The following is a 17,279-nucleotide window of genomic DNA, read 5'->3' on the forward strand; positions in this document are numbered from 1 at the left end:
GCATCCGAAATCCGGGTGTGCCATGCTCGAAACGTGACCCAGTCGAGCGCTGCCCTGCCGGAGCTCCGTCCGCTCATGTTCTCGATCGCCTACCGAATGCTCGGCAGCGTGGTCGAGGCCGAAGACGTCGTGCAAGACGCCTACCTGCGCATCGAGGAGCGACGAGTCGCCGGCCTGCACATCGAGAACCCCGAGGCCTTCTCCGCGACGGTGACCACGCGGCTCGCGATCGACGCGCTGCGGTCGGCGCGCCGGCAACGCGAGGTCTACGTCGGACCGTGGATGCCCGAGCCGCTCCCCGACGACGACGCGGACCCCGCGCACCGGGTCGAGCGCGACGAGACCCTCTCGTTCGCGTTCCTCGCGGTGCTCGAGCGCCTCGGCCCGGTGGAGCGGGCCGTGTTCCTGCTGCGCGAGGTCTTCGCCTACGACTACCCCACGATCGCCGAGATCGTCGATCGCGACGAGGCGGCGTGCCGGCAGATCCTGCACCGAGCGAAGGCGCGCATCGCCGATGGCCGGCCTCGGTTCGACGCCCCCCAAGAGCGCGATGCCGAGCTCACCGAGGCGTTCTTCGCTGCGCTCGAGGTGGGCGATGTCGACCGGCTCGTGGGCGTCCTCGCCGACGACGTCGTGTTCTACGGCGACGGAGGCGGGCGTGCACCGGCCATCCGCGAGCCGGTGCGCGGCTCCGTCGCGGTCGCGCGGTTCCTCGGCGGGCTCTTCCGGCGGGGAACGCAGCTGGGGGTGCGCCTCGAGCGGCGACGGGTCAACGGCGCTCCCGCGCTCTGGGTGCGGGGTCCCGACGGCGCGCTGCTGAGCATCGTCATGGTGCAGGTCCGCGCCGGCTCGGTGCAGACGATCGCGAACCAGCTCAATCCCGAGAAGCTCGCACACCTCGCGCCGGTCGGCGATCTCTACGTCCTCCTGGGTGGGGGCCGCGGTGGTGGCGGTCCTTCGGCCTAGCCGTCGTCGCCGATGCGGGTGGCCAGCCGCTCGAGCTCGGGCAGCAACGCCTCGAACGCGCGCGCCCGGTGGCTCAGCGCGTTCTTCTCGTCGGGCGTGAGCTCGGCCGAGGTGATCTCGCGCCCGTCGGGCTCGAAGATCGGGTCGTACCCGAACCCGTGCGAGCCGCGCGGCTCGTAGGCGAGGTTGCCGCGCCAACGGCCCTCGGCGACGAACTCGTGTCCGCCGCGGATCACGGCGTCGGGCACGACGAGCGCGATCGTGCACCGGAACTCGGCACCCCGATGGGGCCGGCGGATGTCGCTCAGCTGGTCGAGCAGCAGCTGCACGTTCGCCTCGTCGCTCGCGTCCTGGCCGGCCCAGCGAGACGACAGGATGCCGGGCGCGGCACCGAGTACGTCGACGACGATGCCGGAGTCGTCGGCGAGCGCGATGCGACCCGTGTGCGCGGCGGCGGTGCGCGCCTTGATGAGGGCGTTCTCCTCGAACGTCACGCCCTCCTCGACGGGCTCGGGGCCGTCGTACGCCAGCACGGCGGCCTGGGGCATCCGCTCACCGATGATGCGCTGGAACTCACGCACCTTCTTCGCGTTGTGCGTCGCGAGCACGAACTCGAGGCTCATGCGCCCGCCGCCTCGGATGACGCGGCGAGCGCGGCCAGCTGGATGCGCGTGAGGTCGGTGGTGCCCGCGAGCGCGAGGTCGAGCAGCGAGTCGAGCTCGCGGCGATCGAACGGCGCCCCCTCAGCGGTGCCCTGCACCTCGACGAAGAGCCCGCGGCCCGTCGCGACGACGTTCATGTCGGTCTCAGCGCGCACGTCCTCGACATAGGCGAGGTCGAGCATCGGCGTGCCGTCGATGATGCCGACCGAGACGGCCGAGACCGTGTCGATGAGCGGCTTCGCCCGCTGCCCGATGAACTTCTGCTCGCGTGCCCACTCGATCGCGTCGGCGAGCGCGACGTAGGCGCCCGTGATCGCCGCCGTGCGGGTGCCGCCGTCGGCCTGCAGCACGTCGCAGTCGATCTGGATGGTGTTCTCGCCGAGGCCCTTCATGTCGACGACGGCGCGGAGGCTGCGGCCGATCAGACGGCTGATCTCGTGCGTGCGGCCGCCGATGCGGCCCTTCACCGACTCGCGGTCGTTGCGGGTGTTCGTCGCGCGCGGGAGCATCGAGTACTCGGCGGTGATCCAGCCCTTGCCCTTGCCCGACATCCAGCGCGGCACGCCATTCGTGAACGACGCCGTGCAGAGCACCTTCGTCCGCCCGAACGAGATGAGCGCGCTGCCCTCTGCATGCTCGCTCCAGCCGCGCTCGATCGTCACCTCCCGCAGCTGGTCGACGGTACGGCCGTCGGCGCGAATGAGGTCGGGGGCGGCGGATGCCTCGGTCATGGGTTCTCCTGTCGAAGCTGGGCAAGGTCTGGCACGGTGACGGCACCCGTGTGCACGAGCTCGACGCTCGGGATCTCGGGGCCGATCAATCGGTGGGCGAGGTCGAGGAACGCACTCGTCGAGTCGCCGGTCGCCTCGTAACGGTAGCTCGGCGGCGTGGCGGCACGCCGCTCCATGCCGGCGGAGACGAGAACCCGGTAGACGTCGTTCGCGGTCTCGACGTCGCTCGAGACGAGCGCGACCTGATCGCCCATGACGTAGGAGATCGCACCCTTCAGGAACGGGTAGTGGGTGCAGCCGAGCACGAGGGTGTCGATCTCGGCACGCTTCAGGGGCGCGAGGTACTCCTCGGCGACCGCGAGCACCTCGTCGCCGGTGGTGACGCCGGCCTCGACGAACTCCACGAAGCGGGGGCAGGCCCGCGAGAACAGCTCGAGGTGCGGGGCGGCCGCGAAGGCGTCGTCGTACGCACGCGAGGCGATGGTTCCCGCGGTGCCGATCACGCCGACCCGGCCGCTCCTCGTGGTCGCGACGGCGCGACGCACGGCCGGCTGGATCACCTCGACGACGGGCACCTCGTAACGTTCGCGGGCGTCGCGGAGCATCGCCGCCGATGCCGTGTTGCAGGCGATGACGAGCATCTTCACGCCTTGGGCCACGAGGTCGTCGAGCACGGCGAGGGCGTAGCCGCGCACGTCGGCGATCTTCTTGGGCCCGTACGGCGAGTGCTCGAGATCACCCACGTACAGGACCGATTCGTTGGGCAGCTGGTCTTTCACAGCCCGGGCGACGGTGAGTCCGCCGACGCCGGAGTCGAAGATCCCGATCGGTGCATCCGTCACGACATGCAAGCGTAGCGCGCCCTGCCGAGCGCGCCCGCCTCGCTAGGCTGACCCTGTGACCGGGTCCGCTGCGCTCTTCACCGACCGATACGAGCTGACGATGGTGGATGCCGCATTGCTCGACGGCACCGCCCATCGCGAGAGCCTCTTCGAGGCGTTCGCGCGGCGCCTGCCCGACGGGCGTCGCTACGGCGTGGTCGCGGGCACGGGGCGCCTGCTCGAGCTCATCGAGCGGTTCCGCTTCGAGGAGTCAGAGCTCGACTGGCTGCGTGAGCACGAGGTCGTGCGACCTGCCACCCTCGACTGGCTCGCCGACTACCGGTTCACGGGCGACATCTGGGGCTACCGCGAGGGCGAGGCCTACTTCCCCGGCTCACCGCTGCTCACGATCCGGGCGAGCTTCGCCGAGGCGGTTCTGCTCGAGACGGTCGTGCTCTCGACCCTCAACTACGACTCGTCGGTCGCGAGCGCGGCCGCGCGCATGGTGTCGGTCGCGCTCGGCCGTCCCATCGCCGAGATGGGATCACGGCGCACGAGCGAGCATGCCGCCGTGGCCGCCGCGCGCGCCGCCTACATCGCGGGCTTCGATGCGACGTCGAACCTCGAGGCGGGGCGCACCTGGGGCATCCCCACCATGGGCACCGCGGCGCACGCGTTCACCCTCCTGCACGACACCGAGGAGGACGCGTTCCGCGCACAGGTCGAGGCGTTCGGACCGAAGACCACCCTGCTCGTCGACACCTACGACATCGCGAAGGGTGTCGAACTCGCGGTGCGGGTGGCCGGACCGGAGCTGGGGGCGGTGCGCATCGACTCGGGCGACCTGCCCACGGTCGTCGCGTCGGTTCGGGAACAACTCGACTCGCTCGGCGCGGTCGACACCCGCATCACCGTGACGAGCGACCTCGACGAGTTCACCATCGCGGGCCTCTCCGGCGCTCCCGTCGACTCATACGGCGTCGGCACGGCCGTCGTCACGGGATCGGGCTTCCCCGCCGCGGGCATGGTCTACAAGCTCGTCGCCCGGCGCGACGACACCGGCGACTGGGTCGCCGTCGCGAAGGCCTCCACGCAGAAGGCGAGCGTCGGCGGGCGCAAGAACGCCGCACGGCGACTCGACACCACCCGCACGGCGCGTGAAGAGCTCGTCTTCGTCGGCGACGGCCCCGACGGCGAGGCCGAGTTCGAGGCGGGCACGCAGTTGCGCCCGCTCCTGGTCCAGCTCATGGCTGGCGGCGACGCCGACCCCGCATTCCTCGGGCGCGCAGGCACGGAGGCCGCCAGGGCGCATCGGAGCGACACCATGCAGGAGCTGCCGATCGAGGCGTTCCGGCTGGGTCGCGGCGAACCGGTGATCCCGACGAGCTATCGCTGAGCTCGCAAGACGAGCGGGCAGGGCCATCGATGATCTTCCAGGAACGCGCGGCACCGCCGGAGTGGGCTCCATTCGTCACGCGTCTCTGGTATCTCGAGACACCACGCGTGCGCCGGTACGAGAAGATCCTGCCCCTCCCCTTCGTGCACCTCATCGTGAACCTGTCGGAGCCCTACCGGCTGGTCGACCCGCGTGGCCAAGCATCCGTCGTCGAAGACGCATTCGTCTCCGGGATCCAGACCGAGTACCTCCTGATCGAGAGCCCGAGACTCATCCGCCACGTCGGCGTCGAGTTCACACCGCAGGGACTTCGCGCATTCAGCACGATCGCGCCGTCGGATGCCACCGGGCGCGTGCAGCCGGCGAGTGCGGCGCTGTCCGGCATCGCTCAGCTCACTCGGCGGCTTCGTCGACAGCCGACGCCCGACGCAGCTCTCGCGAGCCTCGAGGCGTTCCTGCACGAGCGCAGACGACCCGAATTGCAGGCCGACACACTTGTCACCGAGGTTCTGGCGGCCATGGCCGATCATCCCGACGAGCGGATCGGCGAGTTCGCCGTGCGGGCGGGAATCACCCACAAGACGGTGATCGCGCACTTCCGGGCGGCGTGCGGCATCACGCCGAAGGCGTTCGCGGAGGTGCTCCGATTCCACCGCTTCGTGACGGGGCTCCCGATCGGCGAGCACCTACCGGGGTGGGCGGACCTCGCTGCGACGTCGTGGTACTACGACCAGCCCCACGTCGTCCGCGCCTTCCGGCGCTTCAGCGGATACACGCCCGCCGAGTACGTGCGGCGGGTGACCGAGTTCGGCCCGGATGCCGCGAGCTTCGTGCCGCTCGACGAAGTGCCGCAGTCGCCGAGCTGACCCTCCTGCCCGGGTGAAATTCGTACAATCGCCCCCACGTGAGACGGCGCTACCGTCGCTATCACGAGGGAAGGGAGCAGCCGATGACCGTCGAGATCAACTGGTGGGGGGTCTTGCTCGCCGCACTCTCGGCCTTCGTCATCGGGGGCCTCTGGTACTCGCTCCTGTTCGCACGCCCGTGGCAGCGTGCTGCCGGCGTGACCGACGAGCAGCTGAAGCGCGGCGTCGTGCGTGCATTCGCCGGGACGTTCCTGCTGTCATTCGTCATGGCGGCGACACTCGCCGCGTTCATCGGCCCGAACGGGGCGGCCTTCGGTGCGGCGGCGGGAGCGGCGGCCGGCGTGGCCTGGGTCGCCGCCGCGTTCGGTGTGACCTACCTGTTCGAGCGCCGGAGCTTGACCCTCTTCGCCATCAACGGCGGGTACAACGCCGTGACCTTCACCGTGATGGGCACCATCGTGGGGGTTCTCCAAGCGGGCTGAAGCTCATTGGGTCGGAACCCGCACGTTCACTCCTTGCGGAGGCGCTCGTAGATCTCCTTGCAGGTGGGGCACACCGGGAACTTCTCGGGGTCGCGTCCGGGCGTCCACTTCTTGCCGCAGAGCGCGCGAACCGGCTTGCCGGTGACCGCCGATTCGAGGATCTGCTCCTTCTTCACGTAGTGCGAGAAGCGCTCGTGGTCGCCGGGCTCGATGGCCTCCTCTTCGAGGAGCTTCTCGAGCTCGCGGTCGAGGACGGAGGTGCTGCCGCCGCCCGGGGCATCCGGGTCGGCGATGCTCACGCGCACGGAGGGATTCATGCGGTCGATTCTACCCGCGGATGGCTCGTGGCCGGCGCTATGCCCGGAGGGCGGCGCCGAGGATCTCGGGCCCCCGGTGGTCGAACACGCGACCCCCGAGCCAGATGCCGGCGGCGAGCGTGATGAGCCCGAGGCCAACCCCGGAGGCGAACGACGCCACATGCCACGCGGGATCCACGAACAGCCCCAGCCACCCGAAGTAGAGGGCCGGCAGGGCGATGAGGAGCGAGCAGAACATCGTGATCGACTGCACGAGCGCGGTGACGCTGCCGGTCGACTGCGGCTGCTGGAACGGGCTGTCGCCCGGCTTCACTGCCGGGTACGGGAACCGTGCCGACGTCACCGAGCCGACCCCGAGGCCCGCCAGGAGCAGTGCGGTGCTCACGCCCACGATCGACGGCAGCAGTCGCCAATCGTTGAGCACGAACACCGTCACGGCGCTGCCGAGGCCGATCACGAGCGCGCCCGCGATCAGCACGGGCACGAGGCGGCCCGCACGATCGGCGGCGCCGCGCACTCCCGACACCACGTGCAGCCAGACCGCGGTGGAGTCGTAGGCGGTGTCGTTGTGCAGGCTCCAGCCGAGGAAGAGACACATGAGCGGCACCGGAATGAGCCCCACGTAGAGATCGGGAACACCGGCGAGCGAAAGCGGCACGATCACGAGCACCGGCACGATCGGCACCATCACGAGCGAGACCCAGTACCGCGCGTCGCGGAACCAGTAGGTCAAGCTGCGCGCCGCGACGGCACCGGTGGCACCGTGCGGCATGCGGTCGAACCAGCCGAGTCCGCGATAGCTCTTGCCGGATGCCTCGCGGCCGGGCGTCACGAGCATCTTGGCGACGAGCGCCTGCCAAGCGAGCCACACGACAGCGAGCGTCGCGAGGGCGAGCAGGAGCTTCAGGATCGCCGGACCCACCTCGCCGGATGCCGCATCGCCCGGCACCGCGAACGCCGCCCCGAACGGGGTCCAGCCGAGCACGCCGGCGATCGACTCCAGCACCGCGAGTCCTGACGTCGCCCAGTCGACCGACACGAGCACCACCACGAGCGGTGACACCATCACGATGAGCAGCAGACCGAGGACGCCCGTGAGTTCCCTGGCGCGGCGGGTCGAGAGCAGGAACGAGGCGATCGCCGTCGACACACGGGCGAGCAGCAGGCATGTCGCGAAGGCGAGCACCGCCGTGATCACGGCGAGGAGCGTGACGCCGGGGTCGCGCGACCAGGTCACGACGGTGCCGAGCAGCACGATGGCGAGCACGAGCGCGGGAATCCCGATCGTCGCCGCGACAGCCAGACTGAATGCGAGCGTACGGTCGGGCAGGCCGAAGAGGGCGAACCGGCGCGGGTCCATGGTGTCGTCGACGCCGAAGATCAGCGGCACGACGATGAAGCCGACGACCGTCGCCGAGCCGGCCACGATGAATGCATCACGGATGACCTCGACGTCATCGACGAACCGCAGGCCCACGAGCGTCGTGAACAGGACTGCTGCGAATCCGAGCCCGTAGACGAGTCCGATGAGGATGCCGACGACCTGCCAGGGGCTTCGCCGGAAGATGTTGCCGAGCAGTCGCAGCTTCAGTCGGAGAAACTGTGCTGTCATTCCCCGACTCACCAGTGTTTTACTTGGCTGTTCGGTCAGTGTCGCTTGTGTCATCCCCGCGAAACCCCGTGCTCCCTCGTTGCCGTGCTTCGAGCCTACTTCGTCGCACGCCGGCTCGCGTGTTTCCTCCGGATGCCCCGTCACCGCCCCGAGGCTCGGGCCTGTGGCGATCCGACGCCCGGCGATGGGTGCGCGACCGGCAGTGACGCGCGTGCGGTGGTCGCGGCCGACGACCCGGGTGAGTTCAGGAAACGGGTGCGCTCAGTCGGAGAAGCTGTGCAGCCACTCCATGCCCTCGGCGGCCTTGCGGCCACCCGCGAGCTCGACGAAGCGATCTTCGAGGCTCTGTCCGGCGCGAACCTCGTCGAGCGTGCCGGCCGCGAGCACTCGCCCGGCGACGACGATGGCCGCGGAGTCGCAGACGCGTTCGATGAGGTCCATGCCGTGGCTCGACAGCACGACGGTGCCGCCGCCGGCGACGTAGCGTTCGAGGATCTCGGTGAGGTTCGCCGCCGAGACGGGATCGACGGACTCGAAGGGCTCGTCGAGCACGAGCAGTCGCGGCGAGTGGATCATCGCGCACGCGAGCGCGATCTTCTTCGTCATGCCGGCGGAGTAGTCGGCGACGAGGCGGTCGACCGCATCGTCGAGGCCGAAGGCGCCGATCAGGTCGGCACTGCGCTCGCGCACCGTTCGACTGTCGAGCCCGCGGAGCACGCCCGAGTAGTAGAGCAGCTGGGCGCCGGTGAGCCGGTCGAACAGGCGGAGACGGTCGGGCAGCACGCCCGTCGCGCGCTTGGCGGCGCGGCGATCGGCCCACGCGTCGATGTTGTTGATGCGCACGGTGCCCGCGTCGGGTCGCAGCAGGCCGGTGACCATCGAGAGCGTCGTGGTCTTGCCCGCACCGTTCGGTCCGACGATGCCGAAGAACGAGCCGGCGCGCACGTCGAGGGTGATGCCGTCGACCGCGGTGTTCGCGCCGAATCGCTTCACGAGACCCTCGATGGCGAGCACCCTGGGCGCGTCAGCCGGCGGCGCCACGCGTGCGACGCGAAGCGTTCGCTTCTTTCGGCTGGCTGCTTTCTTGGGCACGGCGATGACCGCGACGGCCTGCTGACCGGTACCGGATGCCTCGGCCGGCGCCTCGCGGGCGGCGGCGGACGGGTCATCGGGGGTGACGCTCTCGGGCGCCGCGGGCGTTTCAGGCGCCGCGGGCGTCTCGGCCTCGACCTCGGGCGCGTCGGCCACGACTGCGGCGACCACTGCGGCTTCGACGGCGGCCGACGGACGGCGCGGTGCGCGCTCCGTCGTCTCCTCATCGATCTCGGATGCGTGCGCGACCTGTGGTTCGGAGGGCTCCGCGGCGACCGGAGGCTCTGAGATCGCTGCCGCCAGCACCTCGGTCGCCGGCTTACGGGGCGCGCGCTCCACCTCGGTGGTCTCGGTGGTGAGCGACGCCGCCACACGCTGCGCCTGGCGCTGCGCGCTCGCAGCGGCAGCCGCACGGCTGCGTGACGTCGACGTGCTCGCAGCGCCCGTGGTGGAAGACGAGCGCGTCGCGCGGGTCGCCTTCGCGGCCTCGCCACGCGCGGTGGCGGCTTCCGCCGAGGCGGCCCGGGACGCGGCAGTGCGCTTCGAGGCAGCGGGCGGCTTCGTGTCACCGTCTGACGCTGCGGCGTCGGCGGATGCCGACGTCTTGCGTGCCGTCGTCTTCGAGGCGGCCGGCTTCGCGGCGCCGGTTTTGGCCGCCGAGGTCTTCGCCGCTGGGGTCTTCGCGGCAGCGCTCTTCGCCGACGCGGAGTTGGCCGCAGCCGACTTCGCGGTCGCGGGCTTCGCCGCGCCCGACTTCGCCGCGGCGGGCTTCACGCGGCTCGACGATGGCGCTGCCGAGCCCGAAGGGGATGCCCGCTTCGCAGACGCCCCCGTGTCGGTGCCTTCAGCAGCTTCGTCGTCGTGTTCTGAGCGCGAAACGGAAGTCACCCAGACAACCTACCAATGTCGCCGGCTCGAGCGCTCGCCCGCACCGTCGCGGAATGGTCCACAAGCTGAGGATCTCCTGAGTGTCGCATCACGATCCCGCTACGACCTCTGTCAAGCCTTGGTCGCTCACAGGGGCGTCCCGATATCCTGAGGAACGGCATAACGGCGTGTCCATACGTGAACTTCCGGTGATACGGCGGCGAACTCTCGGCGACGAGAGCGGCGCCCCGGGGTCATCCGCACCACCAAAGGAGATGCAGTGAACACCCAGATCGTGATTCTCGCGGCCGGCATGGGGAGCCGGCTCGGGCGATCCCTTCCCAAGCCCCTCACCGAGCTCAGCGACGGCCGCACCATCATGCGGCAGCAGTTCGACAACATCGAGCACGCCTTCGGTGCGAACGCGAGCGTGACGATCGTCGTCGGGTACAAGCTCGAGCACATCATCGAGGCGTTCCCGCAGGCGTCCTTCGTCTACAACGAAGAGTACGACCAGACGAACACCTCGAAGAGCCTCATGCGCGCCCTCCAGGCCTCGCAGCCGGGCGGCGTGCTGTGGATGAACGGCGACGTCGTGTTCGACCCGCGCATCCTCGACCGCGCCCTGCCCTTCATCGCGCGCGACCAGTCCTTCGTCACCGTCAACACCTCGAAGGTGTCCGACGAAGAGGTGAAGTACACGACCACCGCCGAGGGCTACATCAAAGAGCTCTCCAAGACCGTCCGGGGCGGTCTCGGCGAGGCCGTCGGCATCAACTACATCTCGAGCCGCGACAAGGCGACCCTGCTCGGTCACCTCGCCCGTGTCGGCGATCAAGACTATTTCGAGCGCGGCATCGAGCTCGCCATCGAGAAGAACGGCCTGCTCGTCGAGCCGATGGACATCTCCGACCTCTACGCGGTCGAGATCGACTTCGCCGAAGACCTGGAGCGTGCGAACCACTTCGTGTGACCTGCACCACAGCAACTCAGCACCACAGCAAGCAGAGCGGATGCCCCCGGGGGGCATCCGCTCTGCTCGTTCACGTTCAGCCGACGCTTCTCGCGACTCCGGCACGGGTCAGCCGCGCCGCGATGACGCGGCCGACCCAGGTGAAGAGCACGGGGCTGCCGGCGTAGAGGGGCAGCGCGATCGCCCACGCCCACCAGGCGAAGTGCTCGCCGCCGATCACGACGAACACGCCGGCGGCGATGACCACTCCTGCGGCGATGGCGGCGACGTAGTAGAGCCAGGTGTCCCAGCGCCGGTAGCGCGTCACGAGGAACGGCAGTTCGAGGAGGGCGCCGACGAGGAGCCCGGTGCCGATGAAGCGCGGCAGCCAGTGCGGTGCGAACGCGGCGCCGACGAGCCCCGCGATGAGCCCGGTGAGCACGGCCACGCCCGGACGCTTGAGCAGCGCGAGCGCGATGACGCTCGGGAGGAAGTGGCTGCCGATCGTGATGCCGTAGAACATGGGCCCGACAGCGGCCATGAACAACGCGAAGTACCCGGATGCCGCCGCGACCACTCCCCCGCCGACACCGATCGCCGCGCAGCTCAGGATGACGCGAGTGCTGGTGCGGTGCACGGTGCTCCCTCCGGCGGCTCGGCACGCGCCGTGGCCCTCGCATCAAACCTACCGCCGCGCGCATCTACGATGAGAGGCGTGATGAGCACCGCATCGGTCGCGTACGGCGACGCGCATCCGCTGCAGCGGACGCCCTGGGATCGGTATCGCCATTCCCTGTGGCTGCTCACCACACGCGACCTCAAGGTGCGCTACTCGACGTCGGCGCTCGGCTACCTCTGGTCGGTGCTCGACCCGCTGGTGATGGCCGGCATCTACTGGTTCGTGTTCACGCAGGTGTTCCAGCGCCCGGTCGGCACCGATCCGTACATCGTGTTCCTGCTCTCAGCGCTGCTGCCGTGGATGTGGTTCAACGGCGCGGTCTCCGATTCGACGCGGGCTTTCCTGAAGGACGCGAAGCTCGTGCGCTCGACGAAGATCCCGCGCACGATCTGGGTGAACCGCATCGTGCTGTCCAAAGGCATCGAGTTCCTGCTCGCACTTCCGGTGCTCGCACTCTTCGCCATCGTCTTCCGCGCCGAGGTGGGGTGGCAGGTCGTCTACTTCCCCCTCGCCATCCTCATGCAGGCGCTGCTCACGGCGGGGGTCGCGCTCATCGTCGCCCCCCTCGTGGTCTTCTTCCGCGACCTCGAGCGCGCAGTGAAGCTCATCCTGCGATTCCTGTTCTACGCGTCGCCGATCATCTACGGGGTGTCCGACCTCCCCGAGAACCTTCACTTCTGGGCGGCCTTCAACCCGCTCTCGGGCATCTTCGGGCTCTACCGCTCGGCGTTCTTCCCCGACGAGCTCGACTGGTTCAACGTCGTAGTCGCCGCTTTGATGTCGTTGGCGCTGCTCGCCATCGGGTTGCTCGTGTTCCGCTCGTCGGTGCGACAGGTGCTGAAGGAGATCTGATGATGACGGATGCCACCACCGCCGTCGCCTCGGCCGCCCCTCCCGCGATCCGCACCGAGGGCCTCGGCATCCGCTTCCGGCGCAACCGACGCGGACGCCGCTCCTTCAAGGATCTCCTCGCCGGACGCCGGCGTCGTACGCGCCCCGGCGAGTTCTGGGCCCTTCGCGACGTGTCGATCGAGGTGCAGCCCGGTGAGGCGATCGGCGTCGTCGGCCGCAACGGGCAGGGCAAGTCGACGCTGCTGAAGATCGTCGCGGGCGTCATGATCGCCGACGAGGGCACCGTCGAGGTCACCGGCGGGGTCGCGCCGCTCATCGAGATCACGGGCGGCTTCGTCGACGACCTCACGGTGCGCGACAACGTGTACCTGACGGCGGGGCTCCACGGCATGACGCGTTCGCAGATCGACGCGAAGTTCGAGGAGATCGTCGGGTTCGCCGACATCGGCGACTTCCTCGACACGCCCTACAAGCACCTCTCGAGCGGCATGAAGGTGCGCATCGCGTTCGCCGTGATCGCCCAGCTCGAGGAGCCGATCATGCTCGTCGACGAGGTGCTCGCCGTCGGCGACAAGGCGTTCCGCGAGAAGTGCTACCGACGCATCGATGAGATGCTCGCCGGCGGTCGCACGCTCTTCTTCGTCTCGCACAACGAGCGCGACCTCCGCCGGTTCTGCACGCGCGGGCTCTACCTCGACAAGGGCGCCCTCGTGCTCGACGGCCCCATCGACGAGGTGCTCGACCGCTACAACGCCGACTACGGCACGGTCAAGTAGCGTTCGATCCGCTGATGTGCAACCTCCAGCCCCACCACGGGATCGCCGTCTAGGATCGACGGCACCATGACCGATCGTGTACACCGCATCACCTCCATGGGCGCGGATGCCCCGAACGAGGCCAACGCCCAGACTGGCGCGCGCCCCGACGAGCGCGATGCGCAGGCGACCCCCACGACACCCCGGGCGTACGGCATGGAGCGCGGCATCGACCGGGTGCTGTCCATCCAGCGGCCCATCGTCGTGGCGCACCTCCGCGGCATCCGTCGCCGGGCGCCCGGCGCCACACCCGAGCAGCTCGTGCGCATCCTCGAGCGCCGGTACCTCGCCGCCGTCACGACCGGGGGTGCCGCGGTCGGCGCGACCGCCGTGGTTCCCGGCATCGGCACGGGCGTCACGCTCGCGCTCTCCGGCGTCGAGACCGCCGGGTTCCTCGAGGCGACGGCCCTGTTCGCACAGTCGGTGGCAGAGGTGCACGGCATCGCCGTCGAGAATCCCGATCGGGCGAGGGCGCTCGTGATGACGCTGATGCTCGGCAACGAGGGCGTCGACCTCGTGCGCCAGTTCGCCGGACAGGCAAGCGGCACGGGCATTGCGCGCAACGCCTATTGGGGCGAACTCATCACCAACACCATGCCCAAGGCGCTCATGGGCTCGGTCGCCGACCGCCTTCGCAGCGTGTTCATCAGGCAGTTCGCGCTGAAGGGCGGCGCGGGCATCATCGGCAAGGCCATCCCGTTCGGCATCGGCGCCGCGATCGGCGGCGTCGGCAACCACGTGCTCGGGCGGCGGGTGCTGCGCCAGGCACGCCTCGCGTTCGGGCAGGCACCCGTGGTGCTCCCGGCCGAACTCGAACCCCGCGACCGCGATGCGCTGCTGCGAGGCACGGGCACCCGGATGTCACGGGCCGGCACCGCCGTCGGCGGCGCCGCGCTCACCGTGGGGCGGGGCATCCAGGCTGCCGGCCGAGCGACCGGCCGAGCCGCCCGAATCAGGCGGCGGAGCGGCGCCGAAGACGGCGAGCTCGACGGCGACGACTCGGCGTCCTGAGCGACACCGTCGCGTCGCTGCGCTCCGGCGCTCAGCCGAAGCTCGCGCCGGGCTCCTCCTCGAGTGACTCCTCGGCCTCGACCTCGAACTCGTCGACCTCGCCGTCGGCGGCGTGCAGCGCCGCGAAGCGCTCCCATTCGGCCATCAGGTGGTCGATCGCGGCATGGAAGCGCGCCGTCGTGACGCCCGGCGTGGTGTCGCCGAAGTACCGCTCGACCCACACGCCGAGTCGCTCGAGCGCGACCTCGTCATGGGCGACCTCGTCGACGCGGGCGACCATCGACGAGGCATCCGTCGCCTCGAGCCATTCGCAGGCCTGCAGATAGCCCGACGTGTCGACCTGCGCCGCGGGGTTCACCGGACGCGTGATGAGCAGGGGGCGGCCCGCCGCGAGGCGGTCGTAGACCATCGCCGAGATGTCGACGATCGCGATGTCGGCGGCCGCGAGCTGCCACCCGAGCGTGGGGCCGTCGTCGAAGATGTGCTGCGCCGACGGGTCGGCGGCGTTCGCAGCAGCGATGGCGGCGATGATCGAGCGGTTCGCCGCACCGTACTCGGAGTCGACGACCCCCGAGCGGGGATGCGGGCGGTAGATCACGCGGTGGCGACCGCTCTCGAGGAGCCCCTGCACGAGCGCGACGCCGTGCGAGGCGATGGAGCCGTACGCGGCGGCTCCGCGATCGCCCTCCCAGGTCGGCGCGTAGAGCACGACCTCGCGGTCGTCGGGCGCGTACGGCAGCGGCGAGCCGTCGAGGTAGTGGTCGGCCTGCGGCCGCCCGATCGGGATGGCCCGCTTGTCGAAGTCGTAGTCCCAGAGCACCGTGTCGAGTCGCGCCCGCGCGGCGTCGCCGGCGATGAACGCATAGTCGTATGCCTTGAACTGGTTGGTGGTCATGTACATCTTGTCGGACTCGCCGTGGTTGATGAACACGTGCCAGCGGCGCCCGTAGCGCATCATCTGGAAGTTCTTCGCGTTCTGGTTCACGTAGAGGATGACGTGCAGGTCCTGGTCGTGGATGACCTGCTCGAGGTCGACGATGCGGCGCACGTAGGCGACCGGGAGCGGCGACTCCTCGAGCAGTTCGAGCGCAGCGCCCGACGCACGGCTCAGGATGAGCACCGGGTGCCGCTTCGCGAGCTCGGCGAGCGGCGCGTACCACTGCCGCAACTGGTACAGGTTGACCTTGCCGTCGGCGAAGTAGACGCCGATGCGGAAGCGACGCGGCTCGAGCGGCGGCTGCTCGGCGAGTTTCACCAGCAGCGCGCGCTGGGCACGTCTGGACCACATGATGTCCTTGGCCAGCTTCACGGCACGACGCGCGTCTTTCCTCAATCCCACCGTCCAAGGGTAGCGAGGGCAGCCTGGGCGGTCGCCTCTTTCGGCTGCATCCGCCCGACCGAGAGGCGATCGTTACCGCTCAGACGACCGGAGGCCGCCCTGCGATCGTCATGCGCCAGACGGTGCGCCAGCTCAGCGGCCGGCGCACGCCCGGGTTCTCGCGCCACCCGGCACGCCAGCCGCCGAACCACGCGCGCAGCGCCGCCGGGTCTCGAGCCCAGCGGAGCACCTGGATGCCGGTCCACGCGCCCACGTAGAGCGGCACGAGGACGGCCGGGAGGTTGCGGCGTGCGAGCCACACCCGGTTCCTGGCGTTCAGGCGGTAGTAGTAGGCGTGTCTGGCCGGGTCGATGACCGGATGCGCCGCTTCGAGCTCGCCCGCGTACCAGGCGACGTGCCCGGTTTCCCACACGCGCCAGGCGAGTTCGATGCCCTCGTGCGCGTAGAAGAAGGGATCGGCCCAGCCGCCGGTCGCATCGAACACCGCGCGCGGCATCAGCACCGCGCCCTCCCAGCACGAGAAGACGTTGCTCGAGTGGGTCGCATCACCCTTGCGGATGCGCGGGATCCACCGCCGCGGCGAGACGAGACCGGTGGGATCGACGACGCGAGGCTGGATGAGCCCGAGCTCGGGCCGCTCGGCGAGCATGCGACATCCGTCGGCGAGGAATCGCTCGCTCGGCAGGAAGGCGTCGTCATCGAGGAAGAACACCGCCTCGCCCGACACGAGCGGAACGCCGCGGTTGCGGCCGGCCGGAATGCCGAGGTTCTCGGGCAGGTGCAGGGTCTTCACGCCCGCCGGCAGCGGCGGTTCGGCGGTCGCGGGGTCCCAGCCGTTGCCGACGCAGACCACATCGGTGATGACGCCCTGCTGGTCGAGGATGCTCCGGATGCCGCGGGCGAGGTCGTCGGGGCGGGTGCCCATGGTGAGCACCACCACGCCGACGCGCGGCTGCGTCCAGACGGTCGGCGGCGCGGCGGGCCCGGGCGCTGCTGGCAGGTCAGGACCGGACACGACGTGACGACATGATGGCGACGAAGTGGCCGAAGAGCGAGAGCAGAGCGAGCGGCAGGAGCACCGCGACGACGATGCGGTCGACGAGCGGCTGGCCCGCGACAAGCCCGATGAGCGCGGCGGCGAACGCGACGAGGGTGAGCTCGACCGAGTGGTAGAGGCGGTGGAAGGGCAGGAAGCGTGCGACCTTTCGCAGCTTCGCGACCAGGCCACCGCGGGGTGCCGTCTCGCCGTGCGTGTCGGCGAGCTTCGGAAGCCCGGCGTTCGCTCGCGCGACGTGCACCATGTCGTTGAGCGCCTTGTTGAGCACGATGACGAGCGCGAGGAGTGCGGCGATCGTCGTCCACAGGAAGTCGGCCGGCAGCTCGATGGGATACGCCGCCGCCCGGATGCCGAGCGCGAGTGGAATGAGCGCCTCGGTCGAGTAGTGCCCGACCTTGTCGAGGAACACGCCCGCGGGCGAGGAGGTGCGCCGCCAGCGTGCGACCTCGCCGTCGCAGCAGTCGACGAGCATCTGCAGCTGGCCGAGCACCACCGCGAGGAGCGCACCCCAGATGCCGGGGATGAGGAGGGCTGCGGCGGTCGACCAGCCGACGAGGATCATGAGGCCGGTCACGCCGTTGGCCGAGATCGAGGTCTTCAGCAGCACCCAGGTGAGGTACGGCGAGAACTGGCGCAGGTACAGCGACGCCGTCCAGTGCTCGGCGTTGCGCCGGAGGCGAACCTCTGGAGGCTGGGTCACCGCGCGCAGCTCGGCGATGCTCGAGGGTCTCGTGGTGACCGGATCGGCCTGTGACATCCGCG

The 17,279-nt window shown here is 69.9% G+C and carries 19 protein-coding genes; 9 read left to right on the forward strand and 10 right to left on the reverse strand.

Going from position 1 to position 17,279, the window contains the following annotated elements:
- Nucleotides 1–33: 33 nt before the first annotated feature.
- Entirely contained in the window at nt 34–966 is a 933-nt protein-coding gene (locus QFZ26_RS01750; protein WP_307038761.1) for an RNA polymerase sigma-70 factor, read from the forward strand.
- On the opposite strand, the gene rdgB is transcribed toward QFZ26_RS01750, so the two are convergent.
- Genes rdgB through murI form a run of 3 tightly spaced genes read right to left on the reverse strand, consistent with a single transcriptional unit; the run spans nt 963 to nt 3,201 of the window.
- Nucleotides 963–1,589: an RdgB/HAM1 family non-canonical purine NTP pyrophosphatase gene (gene rdgB / locus QFZ26_RS01755; protein ID WP_307038762.1), complete on the reverse strand. Its 627-nt coding sequence runs from the start codon at nt 1,587–1,589 to the stop codon at nt 963–965. The two genes, QFZ26_RS01750 and rdgB, sit on opposite strands and share 4 nt — an antisense overlap.
- Complete coding sequence (gene rph / locus QFZ26_RS01760) at nt 1,586–2,359, reverse strand: ribonuclease PH (protein ID WP_307038763.1); 774 nt, start codon at nt 2,357–2,359, stop codon at nt 1,586–1,588. The genes rdgB and rph overlap by 4 nt, the downstream gene beginning before the upstream one ends.
- Nucleotides 2,356–3,201 (reverse strand): glutamate racemase, encoded by an 846-nt coding sequence (gene murI / locus QFZ26_RS01765; RefSeq protein WP_307038764.1) that lies wholly within the window; start codon nt 3,199–3,201, stop codon nt 2,356–2,358. Before murI ends, rph begins: the two co-directional genes overlap by 4 nt.
- Nucleotides 3,202–3,256: 55 nt before the next feature.
- On the opposite strand from murI, the gene QFZ26_RS01770 reads away from it, so the two are divergent.
- The 3 genes from QFZ26_RS01770 (at nt 3,257) to QFZ26_RS01780 (ending at nt 5,924) form a co-directional block, all read left to right on the forward strand.
- On the forward strand, nt 3,257–4,576 hold the full coding sequence (locus QFZ26_RS01770; protein WP_307038765.1) for a nicotinate phosphoribosyltransferase: 1,320 nt from the start codon (nt 3,257–3,259) through the stop codon (nt 4,574–4,576).
- Between the two features lie 29 nt (nt 4,577–4,605).
- The gene (locus QFZ26_RS01775) at nt 4,606–5,442 is read left to right on the forward strand and encodes a helix-turn-helix domain-containing protein (RefSeq protein ID WP_307038766.1); all 837 of its coding nucleotides are present in this window, start codon (nt 4,606–4,608) and stop codon (nt 5,440–5,442) included.
- 83 nt (nt 5,443–5,525) lie between these two features.
- Complete coding sequence (locus QFZ26_RS01780) at nt 5,526–5,924, forward strand: DUF1761 domain-containing protein (protein ID WP_307038767.1); 399 nt, start codon at nt 5,526–5,528, stop codon at nt 5,922–5,924.
- Nucleotides 5,925–5,950: 26 nt separating this feature from the next.
- On the opposite strand, the gene QFZ26_RS01785 is transcribed toward QFZ26_RS01780, so the two are convergent.
- The 3 genes from QFZ26_RS01785 to QFZ26_RS01795 all read right to left on the reverse strand — a co-directional run bounded on the left by QFZ26_RS01785 (nt 5,951) and on the right by QFZ26_RS01795 (nt 9,317).
- Nucleotides 5,951–6,241 carry a DUF3039 domain-containing protein gene (locus tag QFZ26_RS01785; protein WP_307038768.1) on the reverse strand — a complete coding sequence of 97 codons (291 nt, stop codon included), beginning with the start codon at nt 6,239–6,241 and terminating at the stop codon, nt 5,951–5,953.
- A gap of 37 nt (nt 6,242–6,278) precedes the next feature.
- Nucleotides 6,279–7,853 carry a hypothetical protein gene (locus QFZ26_RS01790; protein ID WP_307038769.1) on the reverse strand — a complete coding sequence of 525 codons (1,575 nt, stop codon included), beginning with the start codon at nt 7,851–7,853 and terminating at the stop codon, nt 6,279–6,281.
- Between the two features lie 261 nt (nt 7,854–8,114).
- Nucleotides 8,115–9,317 (reverse strand): ABC transporter ATP-binding protein, encoded by a 1,203-nt coding sequence (locus QFZ26_RS01795; RefSeq protein ID WP_307038770.1) that lies wholly within the window; start codon nt 9,315–9,317, stop codon nt 8,115–8,117.
- On the opposite strand from QFZ26_RS01795, the gene QFZ26_RS01800 reads away from it, so the two are divergent.
- Both QFZ26_RS01800 and QFZ26_RS01805 read left to right on the forward strand, forming a co-directional pair.
- Nucleotides 9,301–9,984 carry a hypothetical protein gene (locus tag QFZ26_RS01800; RefSeq protein ID WP_307038771.1) on the forward strand — a complete coding sequence of 228 codons (684 nt, stop codon included), beginning with the start codon at nt 9,301–9,303 and terminating at the stop codon, nt 9,982–9,984. The two genes, QFZ26_RS01795 and QFZ26_RS01800, sit on opposite strands and share 17 nt — an antisense overlap.
- Before the next feature lie 108 nt (nt 9,985–10,092).
- The gene (locus QFZ26_RS01805; protein ID WP_307038772.1) at nt 10,093–10,785 is read left to right on the forward strand and encodes a phosphocholine cytidylyltransferase family protein; all 693 of its coding nucleotides are present in this window, start codon (nt 10,093–10,095) and stop codon (nt 10,783–10,785) included.
- 76 nt (nt 10,786–10,861) lie between these two features.
- Here the strand turns inward: QFZ26_RS01805 and QFZ26_RS01810 are convergent, their stop codons facing one another.
- Complete coding sequence (locus QFZ26_RS01810) at nt 10,862–11,401, reverse strand: ECF transporter S component (RefSeq protein WP_307038773.1); 540 nt, start codon at nt 11,399–11,401, stop codon at nt 10,862–10,864.
- An 81-nt stretch (nt 11,402–11,482) separates the two neighbouring features.
- On the opposite strand from QFZ26_RS01810, the gene QFZ26_RS01815 reads away from it, so the two are divergent.
- The 3 genes from QFZ26_RS01815 (at nt 11,483) to QFZ26_RS01825 (ending at nt 14,121) form a co-directional block, all read left to right on the forward strand.
- Nucleotides 11,483–12,295, forward strand: a complete 813-nt coding sequence (locus tag QFZ26_RS01815) for an ABC transporter permease (RefSeq protein WP_307044878.1) — start codon at nt 11,483–11,485, stop codon at nt 12,293–12,295.
- Nucleotides 12,296–12,297: 2 nt separating this feature from the next.
- On the forward strand, nt 12,298–13,071 hold the full coding sequence (locus QFZ26_RS01820) for an ABC transporter ATP-binding protein (protein ID WP_373460743.1): 774 nt from the start codon (nt 12,298–12,300) through the stop codon (nt 13,069–13,071).
- A gap of 66 nt (nt 13,072–13,137) precedes the next feature.
- Nucleotides 13,138–14,121, forward strand: a complete 984-nt coding sequence (locus QFZ26_RS01825) for a hypothetical protein (RefSeq protein WP_307038775.1) — start codon at nt 13,138–13,140, stop codon at nt 14,119–14,121.
- A gap of 31 nt (nt 14,122–14,152) precedes the next feature.
- Here the strand turns inward: QFZ26_RS01825 and QFZ26_RS01830 are convergent, their stop codons facing one another.
- The 3 genes from QFZ26_RS01830 to QFZ26_RS01840 all read right to left on the reverse strand — a co-directional run bounded on the left by QFZ26_RS01830 (nt 14,153) and on the right by QFZ26_RS01840 (nt 17,274).
- The gene (locus QFZ26_RS01830; protein WP_307038776.1) at nt 14,153–15,460 is read right to left on the reverse strand and encodes a hypothetical protein; all 1,308 of its coding nucleotides are present in this window, start codon (nt 15,458–15,460) and stop codon (nt 14,153–14,155) included.
- 79 nt (nt 15,461–15,539) lie between these two features.
- A complete protein-coding gene (locus tag QFZ26_RS01835) occupies nt 15,540–16,385 on the reverse strand; it encodes a glycosyltransferase family 2 protein (RefSeq protein ID WP_307044880.1) in 846 nt (281 codons plus the stop codon).
- Nucleotides 16,386–16,461: 76 nt separating this feature from the next.
- Entirely contained in the window at nt 16,462–17,274 is an 813-nt protein-coding gene (locus QFZ26_RS01840) for a CDP-alcohol phosphatidyltransferase family protein (RefSeq protein WP_307038777.1), read from the reverse strand.
- Nucleotides 17,275–17,279 lie beyond the last annotated feature (5 nt).

This window comes from Agromyces ramosus, from assembly GCF_030817175.1.
Lineage (GTDB): Bacteria > Actinomycetota > Actinomycetes > Actinomycetales > Microbacteriaceae > Agromyces > Agromyces ramosus_A.